9 protein-coding genes are annotated in these 8843 nt (G+C 56.0%); 1 reads left to right on the top strand and 8 read right to left on the bottom strand.

The genetic code is table 11. The features are described 5' to 3' along the window. The 4 genes from ABJQ89_RS15525 to ABJQ89_RS15510 all read right to left on the bottom strand — a co-directional run. Nucleotides 1-1266, bottom strand: a 1266-nt coding sequence (locus ABJQ89_RS15525) for an AMP-binding protein (protein WP_348497075.1), incomplete at its 3' end; no start/stop codon positions are given. Next, nucleotides 1267-1608 (bottom strand): hypothetical protein, encoded by a 342-nt coding sequence (locus tag ABJQ89_RS15520; protein ID WP_348497074.1) that lies wholly within the window; start codon nt 1606-1608, stop codon nt 1267-1269. It lies immediately after the preceding gene. Continuing rightward, nucleotides 1608-2771: an isovaleryl-CoA dehydrogenase gene (locus ABJQ89_RS15515; protein WP_348497073.1), complete on the bottom strand. Its 1164-nt coding sequence runs from the start codon at nt 2769-2771 to the stop codon at nt 1608-1610. Before ABJQ89_RS15515 ends, ABJQ89_RS15520 begins: the two co-directional genes overlap by 1 nt. A gap of 152 nt (nt 2772-2923) precedes the next feature. Further along, nucleotides 2924-3724, bottom strand: a complete 801-nt coding sequence (locus tag ABJQ89_RS15510; protein WP_348497072.1) for a glycosyl transferase — start codon at nt 3722-3724, stop codon at nt 2924-2926. 295 nt (nt 3725-4019) lie between these two features. Here ABJQ89_RS15510 and ABJQ89_RS15505 point away from each other — a divergent pair, with 295 nt between their 5' ends. Further along, nucleotides 4020-5534: an ABC-F family ATP-binding cassette domain-containing protein gene (locus ABJQ89_RS15505; protein ID WP_348497071.1), complete on the top strand. Its 1515-nt coding sequence runs from the start codon at nt 4020-4022 to the stop codon at nt 5532-5534. 44 nt (nt 5535-5578) lie between these two features. On the opposite strand, the gene ABJQ89_RS15500 is transcribed toward ABJQ89_RS15505, so the two are convergent. From ABJQ89_RS15500 to ABJQ89_RS15485, 4 genes are all read right to left on the bottom strand, one after another. Further along, the gene (locus tag ABJQ89_RS15500) at nt 5579-6010 is read right to left on the bottom strand and encodes a hypothetical protein (RefSeq protein ID WP_348497070.1); all 432 of its coding nucleotides are present in this window, start codon (nt 6008-6010) and stop codon (nt 5579-5581) included. Next, nucleotides 6011-7177: a M20 aminoacylase family protein gene (locus tag ABJQ89_RS15495; RefSeq protein ID WP_348497069.1), complete on the bottom strand. Its 1167-nt coding sequence runs from the start codon at nt 7175-7177 to the stop codon at nt 6011-6013. Nucleotides 7178-7189: 12 nt separating this feature from the next. After that, complete coding sequence (locus ABJQ89_RS15490) at nt 7190-8365, bottom strand: M20 aminoacylase family protein (protein WP_348497068.1); 1176 nt, start codon at nt 8363-8365, stop codon at nt 7190-7192. 69 nt (nt 8366-8434) lie between these two features. Then, a partial coding sequence (locus ABJQ89_RS15485) for an FAD-binding oxidoreductase (protein WP_348497067.1) occupies nt 8435-8843 on the bottom strand: 409 nt, incomplete at its 5' end.

The following is an 8843-nucleotide window of genomic DNA, read 5'->3' as shown; positions in this document are numbered from 1 at the left end:
CAAACAGTCCTCGATTTCCGACGGGCCGATGCGATAGCCTGACGATGTAATCACATCATCCTCGCGGCCCATAAATCGCAGATAACCGCCGTCCCAAATACCGCGATCACCTGTGATCATCCAATCGCCTTTGAACTTCTCTGCGGTGGCGTCGGGGCGCTCCCAATAGCGCAACATCATCGACGCCGCGCCCTTGCGAATAGCAACATCGCCCTCTTCCAAGCTTGGTTTGCCATCGCTGTCCAAGACCGCAATCTCAAATCCGGGGGCAGGTTTTCCGATGCACCCCGCGCTTGGCGCGAACAGCGCAGCGCAGGAACTCGCCACCATATTGCATTCGGTTTGACCGTAAAATTCGTTGATCTGTAGCCCGAAGCTACGACGCCCCCAATCTAGCATTTCCGCGCCCAGAGGTTCGCCGCCAGAGGCAACAGTGCGCAGGCCGTCTATCTTCATATCGCTCGCTTTGAGCATCCGCAGCGCTGTCGGCGGGAAAAACACGTTGCGCGCCTTGGTGCGCGCGATCACATCGGCGCAGGCCTCTGGCGTAAACTTTGCCAAACGCGCTGCCACGACGGGAACACCCAAGGCCAGCGCGGGCATCAGCACATCAAAGAGCCCGCCAATCCACGCCCAATCTGCAGGGGTCCACAGGCAATCGCCCTCTTGACCCAGAAAATCATGGCTCATCTCAACGCCCGGTAAGTGCCCTGAGAGTACCCGATGCCCATGCAGCGCCCCCTTGGGCGTGCCTGTCGTGCCAGAGGTATAGATCAAACAGGCAGGGTCTTCCGCGCCTGTGTCGACGCAAGTCAGCCTATCACCGAGCGTCCAGTTCAGCCCATCAGGCACCAAGGCCGGCGCGCTCATCTCGCGCTGCGCATTGCTCGCATCCGTCACAATCACCGAAACGCCCGCATCACCCGTGCGCGAGTCCAAGGCTTGCTTTTGGAACAGGGTAAACAAAGGCACGGAAATCGCGCCGAGCGACCAAATCGCCAAATGCGCTGCCGCCGTCCACACATCTTGCGAGCGCAAAACGCCCACGCGATCTCCGCGTTCAATCCCTTGCGCGCGCAACGCCTCTGCCAAGGCCGCACTGCGCGCCTCTAGCTCACCATAGCTGCAAGGCCCATGCTCAAAATCAAGGATCGCAACCTGTTCCGCAGGATATGCCAGACATTGCGCGGCCATATTCACCTGCTCGGGAACATCCCAACGGAAATCGGCATAAAGCGTTTCATATGTTTGATGGCTCTTTAACATTTACGCCTCAAACCTTTCGCTTTTGCGGCCACACTGCGGATCACCCGCGTGAACCAAGCGACCAAGCCGGTTCGCATGATATTCTGAATAGTCATCGTTCTGCGTGGCTTCGCAGGATTTCTCACCACAGATGACCACCAGCCAAACGCCCTTTTGGGTGCTTGGAACTGCGTGGCATGCCGTGGCTGATCTGGCGCTGTCTTGGCTCAAGTAATGCGCGGCATATCTGTCGATCACATCGGTTTCAGTGATCGTTGCTGCGATCCATCCCATGCGAAATCCAAACAAGCCTGCGGCCACTGTGAGCACCACCAAAGGTGTCCAAAGCAGCCAGCGCGGCATTAGCCCATGGCTCCCATCAACTCGCGACCGATCAGCATGCGGCGAATTTCCGAGGTGCCCGCACCAATCTCCATCAATTTCGCATCGCGGAAGATACGCGCAACGGGGCTGTCGTTCAGGAAGCCCGCACCGCCCATCGCCTGCACCGCTTGGTGCGCGACAACCATCGCCTCCTCGGATGCATAGAGCACACAAGCCGCAGCATCCTGACGCGTCACCTGCCCTTTGTCGCAAGCGCGCGCGACCTCATAGACATAGGCGCGGGCTGTGTTCATCTTGGTGTACATGTCCGCGATCTTGCCCTGCATCAGTTGGAAGTTACCGATGCTTTGACCAAATTGTTTGCGCTCCACCATGTAGGGCATGATTTCATCAAGGCAGGCCGCCATGATGCCCGTGCCAATGCCCGAGAGCACCACACGTTCGTAATCAAGACCGGACATCAAGACGCGCACGCCCTTGCCCTCTTCCCCAAGCACGTTTTCAAACGGCACTTGCACGTCCTCAAAAATCAGCTCAGCTGTGTTTGATCCACGCATGCCAAGCTTGTCGAAATGATTGCTCGTTGAGAAACCCGTCATCGACTTTTCAATCAGGAAGGCCGTCATGCCCTTGGAGCCTGCATCAGGGTCCGTCTTCGCATAAACCACCAAGGTTTCCGCATCAGGGCCATTGGTGATCCAGTATTTATTACCGTTCAGGCGGTAGTGATCGTTGCGCTTTTCGGCGTGCAGTTTCATCGACACAACGTCGGACCCCGCATTTGGCTCAGACATCGCCAAGGCACCAACGTGTTGACCCGACACAAGATCAGGCAGGTACTTCGCCTTCTGCTCTGGCGTGCCGTTCAAGCTGATCTGGTTCACACAGAGGTTCGAATGCGCCCCATAAGACAGCGAAACAGAGGCCGACGCACGCGCGATTTCTTCAACCGCGATCACATGCGCAAGGTAGCCCATGTTCGAGCCGCCGAATTCTTCATCGACCGTGATGCCATGCAAGCCGAGCTCGCCCATTTCCGCCCAAAGCTCTGGGGGAAATTCATTTGAGGCGTCAATCTCAGCCGCCATCGGTTTGACGCGCTCTTGCGCCCAACGATGCACCATATCGCGCAGGGCATTGATGTCTTCTCCAAGATCAAAAGTCATGGAATGGGTGAACATGGCAGTGGCTCCGATTTATTGAACGCTTGTTCAGATAATGGAGAAAGCGAATGATTCCGTCAAGCGCTGTGTCTTTGATCAAGAAACGACACGCCTCTTGGCGCCGCGCGGAGCCTCCGGCGGAAGTTTATTTTGAAAGCTGAAATAAGGGGTTAGGCGTAGTTTTCGCCCAAATCGGCCTGACTACGCGTGATCCAATGCTCTTTGAGCCAAGCGCAGGGTTTTGAGTAGCGAATGATCTGCCCTGTGTAACCTTCCAACGCGTCTGTCATCTTAGGACGGCCATGAAAACACACCACGCGCGCATCATTTGGCAGGCTTGGCGGGCGCAGATAGTTGGTTGGGAACGGATTGCAATCGTATTTGAACGACACCACCCATTCTGGCGGAATGTACTCAAAACAGGCGTTGTCCATCGCCTTATGCGAGGTGTACCGCTGCTCTGATCCGCGCGCTTTTTCCACCTCGTCATAAGGGTTGGCCGCGAGATCGTTATAGAGAAACGTATGCGCTTCGGGATCATAGCGGAACACCGATCCATGCCCCGTCGGACGCCCTTTGCGCTTTTCCGTCCAGTCATGACGCATAGCGACCTTGCCTGCTGCCATCTCGTAAATATCGTCCAGATTACCGGTGATCACCACATCCAAATCAAAGCCCAAAACAGGCCCTTCCAAATCGGAGATCAAACCTGGCTTGAACAACGACACCTTGCGCATCGCGCCCTGCCTGTTCGCCACCGCGAGCGCCGCATTCATCGGCTCCAAGAACGGCTCCACCGGCAGATCGAGCACTTCGATATCGGGGTGAAACCCATCAGAGTTTTCGGTCATACAGATGAAACGAATAGGACGGTTCATATTCCGGCGCACGCCAGAATAGAGACGGTTCACATATTCAGGGCCGAAGAGCGTGCCCCACTTAATGCAGACGATTGTAGCGGTATGTGTCATGACGGGCGGTGTATCGCGCGCAGATGGGTGCGGCAAGCGAGCATTTGCACGCCGCCCCGCAGTGCCCTCAGGACTGCACCCTTGCCAGAGCGGATTTTGTTTCTTAACATTCTTGCTAAGGTCAATGCACACAACGGGAGGGCACGAGCTGAACATGCGAATAACACGCCGACTTCAGCATGGTCCCCGCGACGCCCTGTAAATTCGTTTGCAGGGCCGACCCCAGAGAACACCATCTCATTAGGTCTGCCCAAAGCCGCGCTGCGGCACCCGTTCTATTTGACCTGAGATTTCTATGACACTTATCAATATCAACGCTTTGGGCGTGATCCTTGGCGATCCGCTTTTCACCGATCTAACACTGACGATATCCAAAGGGGACCGCATCGGTCTTGTTGCGGCCAACGGGCGCGGTAAAACCACGCTTTTGGACTGTTTGGCTGAAACATCTGAACCCACCGAAGGCGAAATCACCCGCGCGCGTGGCTTGCGCGTCGGCTATGTGACCCAGCATATTCCTGAAACCGCACTCTCCCAAACGCTCTATGATTGGGTGCTTGCCGCCCTGCCCGCCGAGCAAGCGGAATATGATACATGGCGCGTCGAGGTGGTGCTGGACGATCTGTCTGTCGCTGAAGATCTACGCCACCGCCCCTTGCGCGAATTGAGCGGTGGATGGCAGCGCACTGCCCTGCTGGCGGCGGTCTGGATCACTGAACCAGACGTGCTGCTTTTGGATGAACCGACCAACCATCTCGACCTGCAACGCATCGGATTCCTACAAGAGTGGCTGCGCGACTTGCCCCGCGCAGTTACGGTTTTCATGACCTCCCATGATCGCGCGTTCCTCGACGCGACCTGCAATCGCACCCTGTTTTTGCGTCAAGAGCAATCGCGCGTCTTTCAACTCCCCTTCACGCCAGCGCGCGCAAGTCTGGATGAGGCCGATGCCGCAGACGAGCGTCGCTTTGCCAACGATCTAAACAAGGCCCAGCAGTTGCGAAAGCAAGCGGCAAAGCTAAAAAACATCGGTATCAACTCTGGCTCTGATCTGTTGATCACCAAGACCAAACAGCTCAACGATCGCGCCGCGCGAATGGAGGCCGCCGCCAAACCCGCCTATCAAAGCCGCAGCGCCGGTGACATCAAACTCACCAACAGCGGCACCCACGCCAAGGCTCTGCTCACATTGAATGATCTAAGCGTGCAGACACCAGATGGTCGCTTGCTCTATAAAACGGGTCAAAAGTGGATATTGCCGGGGGATCGAATTGTGCTGCTTGGCGCGAATGGGACGGGCAAGACACAGTTGATCAAGATGATGCAGCAGGCGCTAGAAGGCGCCGAAAGCCCTGTTAAATGCGCGCTGTCTGTCGTTTCGGCCTATTCGGATCAACATCTGAGCCAACTGCCTGACGCCCAAACACCGCTTCATGTAGTGACGTCGCAATTTGACATCGGCGATCAACGCGCGCGCAGCGCTCTTGTCGGCGCGGGCGTGACGATGCAAATGCAAGATACCAAGATCGGCGCGCTCTCAGGTGGGCAAAAGGCGCGTCTTGCAATGCTGATTCTGCGGCTCAAAATGCCCAATTTCTATCTACTGGATGAACCCACAAACCATCTGGATATCGAGGGACAAGAAGCGCTTGAGGACGAGCTGATCAAACATGGGGCGACCTCTATGTTGGTCAGCCATGACAGAAGCTTCCTGCGCAATGTGGGCAACCGCTATTGGCTGATCAACGGAAAACGCTTGGACGAAGTGGACAGCCCTGAACCCTTCCTTGCCGAGCAGATGCAGCAATAAACGCATATAGCAGGCTCAAGGATCACCACCTTGGGCCTGCTTTTTCATGCAATCGCATAGCCCAGCACAAACCCTAGGAACACAGACGCCAACGTCAAAAACACCGCAACGCGGAACTGCACTTGAATCAGTGGATCAATATGTTCCCACAAAAACAACAGGTATTCGAAGCGATAGGCAGGACGAAAGTAGAGGTCGGCTTCAGCTTTGCCCGACATTTTCAACGTTCGGCGGCTCTCATACTCGGTCCACAACACCGGCTCGTCCCCGCCGCCATCGTAGTGTCGCAAAATCGCAAAGAGGCGATGGTGCTCCTTCGTTTCGATACGCCATAGCCCGCCGCGCTTTGGCAGCCCATTCGGGCCACCAAGGATTTTCCCCAAGGGGCGGTTCACACGGAACACACCCTGACCGTAGTCTTGGGTAGTTCCGATATCGCTCGTGCCTTTGACTTGGCAGGGAATAAAGCGGCGCATTTAGGCCGCTGGCATACGCTGCTCAACGATCTCAGCCCACCAGCTTGCGCCTGCGGGGCTGGTTTCATCGTTAAAGTTATACTCAGGGTGGTGCACCATCGCCGTATCGCCATTACCCACGACAATGTAAGCGCCGGGGCGTTCTTCTAGCATGAAGGCGAAATCTTCACCACCCATCACCAGCGGCGCGTCTTGCGTTGGCTTGCCCGAAACAGTCTCAGCGACCTTGGCGGCAAATGCGGTTTGCTCTTCAGAGTTGATCATCACAGGGTAATTGCGATCATAATCAAGCTTGATTGTGCCCCCGAACGTTGCTGCAATCCCTTGGCAAATCTCGCCCATGCGGGTCTCGGCCAGATCGCGGAGTTCCTTGCTCATCGTGCGCACTGTGCCCTTGATCGCGACTTTTTGCGGGATCACGTTATACGCGTTCGATGACGTCTCGAAGGAGGTCACGGACACAACAATCTGCTCCACCGGATCGGCATTGCGCGATGCGATCGTCTGCAGCGCAAGCACCAGTTGGCTTGCCATAACCGTCGTATCAATCGTGTCGTTAGGCTTGGCCGCATGCCCGCCGCGCCCCTCAACCTCAATGTCAAAAAGATCGGTCGCGGCAAAGAACGGACCAGGGCGGATCGCAAACTCACCTACTGGAAGACCCGGCCAGTTGTGCATGCCGTAAACCTCTTGGATGCCAAAGCGCTCCATCATGCCATCTTCGCACATCTCACGGCCACCGCCGCCGCCCTCTTCCGCTGGCTGGAAGATCACGACGACTGTTCCATCGAAATTACGTGTCTCGGACAGGTACTTCGCCGCGCCCAGTAGCATTGCCGTGTGACCATCATGCCCGCAAGCATGCATCGCGCCATCCGTTTTAGAGGCATACTCAAGCCCCGTTTGCTCATGGATCGGCAAAGCATCCATATCCGCGCGCAGCCCGATGACCTTGCCCGATGTGTTGCTCTTACCCTTAATCACACCAACGACGCCCGTGCGGCCAATCTTGCCCACGACTTCATCGCAGCCAAAAGCGGTCAGCTTTTCTTCAACAATCGCTGAGGTGCGGTGGGTTTCGAACAGGATTTCAGGGTTCTCGTGCAGATCACGGCGCCATTCGGTGATTTCGGGCAGCATTTCGGCAAGACGGTTTTTGATAGGCATAATCTGGGCTCCTTAAGCAGCAGGCATTCTGTTTTCGATCATACCGGCAAGCCAGGAACAGCCTGCAGGGATCGCATCGTCGTTAAAAATATATTCGGGGTGATGGACTGTTGCGCCCTCTTCCCCATTTCCAAGAAAGATATAAGCACCGGGGCGCGACTCTAACATATAAGAGAAATCTTCGCCCGCCATAATAGGGGGCGTATCATCATCCACAGCCTGCTCGCCCGCAACCTTGCGCGCGACATCGGCGGCAAAGCCTGTATGCTCTTCTGTGTTTACCGTCACGGGATAGCCGCGATCATAGGTGATTTCGACGCCGCAGTCATAAGCCTCCGCCGTCGCTTCTACAATCTTGCGAAAACGGCGCTCAATCAAATCGCGCACATCACCATCGAGCGTTCGAACTGTGCCACCAAGCTGCACAGTTTGCGGGATCACATTGAACACACTGCTGTCGTTGCTCATGGTGCACACCGACACAACCGCGTTCTTCAAAGGATCGACATTTCGGCTCACGATGCTTTGCAGGGCCAGCATCATATGAGCCGCGCAAATGTTCGGATCAATCGCCTCATGCGGGGCGGCGCCATGCCCGCCCATGCCGGTGATCGTCAATGAAAACTCATCCACAGCCGCCAACAATCCGCCCGCGCGAATGGCGAAATGCCCAACAGCGCCGCCCGGCATGTTGTGAATGCCATAAACCTCTTGCACGCCGTATGTGTCCATCACGCCCTCTTCGACCATGACGCGGCCACCGCCGCCACCTTCTTCGGCAGGTTGGAACAAAAGCACAGCCGTGCCGTCGAAATTGCGCGTCTCCGCGAGGTATTTCGCAACGCCCAATAGCATCGCCGTATGACCGTCATGCCCGCAGGCATGCATCTTGCCATCATGGGTCGATTTATACTCTACATCCGCCGCCTCAAGGATCGGTAAAGCGTCCATGTCAGCCCGCAATGCGATGACGCGACCTGAGGTATCTGTCTTGCCTTTGATCACCGCGACCATGCCGGTTTGCGCCACACCCGTTTCAAGCTGATCGACACCAATCTCGCGCAAACGTTCTTCAACGTAAGCCGACGTTTTTGGCAAATCGAAGTCGAGTTCAGGGATCGTATGCAGATGACGACGCCATTCTGTGATCTCGGCGTGTAAATCTGCAAAGCGGTTGTGGATGGGCATATGCGTTCTTTCTCATCTACATTAAGAGGTCTGATTACTTCAATGAAAGCAACAAGATCAGGCGTATCGTTAAAGGTTTGGACCAAGGACCAATTTGGACCCATCGGAAAAGCGGTTGAACCTGAAGCGGTTCAAATCGTGAGCTGTCTCAAGGCCTTGCATCAGTTTTGCGGTGATCCGCCCAAAGGCCGGCCCTATGCCAAAGCCATGCCCGCACATCCCCGTGCAGATCGTCAGGTTCGGCAAGGGCGCGCAGCTATCGACAATGGGCACCACATCGGGCATCACATCGATCATGCCTGCCCAAGCTTGTTTGATTTTCACGTCCTGAAGCGTCGGAAAGGTATCGGCAAAATCACGGGCCAATTTCGCGACTTTACCCGCGTTTGGCGCTGGGTTCAGAACGCGCATTTTCTCGAACGGGCTGACATCGTTTTCCGCCCAGCGCCGCTTTGTCCCCCACGCATCGGGAAACCCC

The organism is Planktotalea sp., from assembly GCF_039984035.1.
In the GTDB taxonomy this organism is placed as follows: Bacteria; Pseudomonadota; Alphaproteobacteria; order Rhodobacterales; family Rhodobacteraceae; genus Planktotalea.
The sequence above is the reverse complement of the archived record's forward strand: the minus strand, read 5'-3'. Positions and strand labels throughout refer to the sequence as shown.

Excerpts from the sequence above, each read along its gene's own strand:
- ABJQ89_RS15520 (WP_348497074.1), bottom strand. The coding sequence starts at position 1,608 with ATGCCGCGCTGGCTGCTTTGGACACCTTTGGTGGTGCTCACAGTGGCC.
- ABJQ89_RS15515 (WP_348497073.1), bottom strand. The coding sequence starts at position 2,771 with ATGTTCACCCATTCCATGACTTTTGATCTTGGAGAAGACATCAATGCC.
- ABJQ89_RS15510 (WP_348497072.1), bottom strand. The coding sequence starts at position 3,724 with ATGACACATACCGCTACAATCGTCTGCATTAAGTGGGGCACGCTCTTC.
- ABJQ89_RS15505 (WP_348497071.1), top strand. The coding sequence starts at position 4,020 with ATGACACTTATCAATATCAACGCTTTGGGCGTGATCCTTGGCGATCCG.
- ABJQ89_RS15500 (WP_348497070.1), bottom strand. The coding sequence starts at position 6,010 with ATGCGCCGCTTTATTCCCTGCCAAGTCAAAGGCACGAGCGATATCGGA.
- ABJQ89_RS15495 (WP_348497069.1), bottom strand. The coding sequence starts at position 7,177 with ATGCCTATCAAAAACCGTCTTGCCGAAATGCTGCCCGAAATCACCGAA.
- ABJQ89_RS15490 (WP_348497068.1), bottom strand. The coding sequence starts at position 8,365 with ATGCCCATCCACAACCGCTTTGCAGATTTACACGCCGAGATCACAGAA.